This is a genomic window from Enterocloster alcoholdehydrogenati (genome assembly GCF_013282095.1).
In the GTDB taxonomy this organism is placed as follows: Bacteria; Bacillota; Clostridia; order Lachnospirales; family Lachnospiraceae; genus Enterocloster; species Enterocloster alcoholdehydrogenati.
Map to the genome: position 1 here is coordinate 1 of NZ_BLTJ01000043.1, position 707 is coordinate 707.

The window sequence follows — 707 nt, forward strand, 5'->3', positions numbered from 1 at the left end:
GGAGAGCTGCCGAAGGCGGGGCAGGTAACTGGGGTGAAGTCGTAACAAGGTAGCCGTATCGGAAGGTGCGGCTGGATCACCTCCTTTCTAAGGAAGAATGGAGTAGGGGTTTTATATACTGTTTAGTTTTCAACGAGGAAACTTGTTAAGAAAACACCTTTCTGGTGCTGATGCGCTTAGGGGCCACACCCGTACCCATCCCGAACACGATGGTTAAGACCTAAGCGGCCGATGGTACTATGCTGGAGACGGCATGGGAGAGCAGGTGAGTGCCAGATTACCGTGGGGGTGTAGCTCAGTTGGGAGAGCACCTGCCTTGCAAGCAGGGGGTCAAGAGTTCGAATCTCTCCATCTCCACTCGCCAAGCACAAAAGTGTGAGGCGCACACGTACCTTGAAAACCGCATATTGAACAAAAAGAATTGAATATTCAAACGAATATCAAGACATCCGAGGCCATGCGAGAGATCGCATGGAAAACAAACAACAAATTTGTAAACCTAGAACCAGAGATGCAACGCTATGCATCTTTAGAAGTGAAGCACCCGTGCGGAGTACAAGCGGTTACTTCAAAGCCGTTAGCTTTTCAGTAACATTTGCTTCGCAAATGTCCGTCAATTCATGAACCTGTCCTTGTGAAAGCAAGCTTTCAGCGGACTGTTTCATAAATGGCCGGCCGCTTTCATTTCTATATTGGTTAAGCTATAA

General features: G+C 48.1%; 1 tRNA gene and 2 rRNA genes. All 3 read left to right on the forward strand.

Annotated elements, in window-relative coordinates:
• A 16S ribosomal RNA gene (locus HW447_RS17820) occupies positions 1-87 on the forward strand; the annotation flags it as partial.
• Between the two features lie 73 nt (positions 88-160).
• A 5S ribosomal RNA gene (gene rrf, locus HW447_RS17825) occupies positions 161-278 on the forward strand.
• A 6-nt stretch (positions 279-284) separates the two neighbouring features.
• A tRNA-Ala gene (locus HW447_RS17830) sits at positions 285-357 on the forward strand.
• Positions 358-707 lie beyond the last annotated feature (350 nt).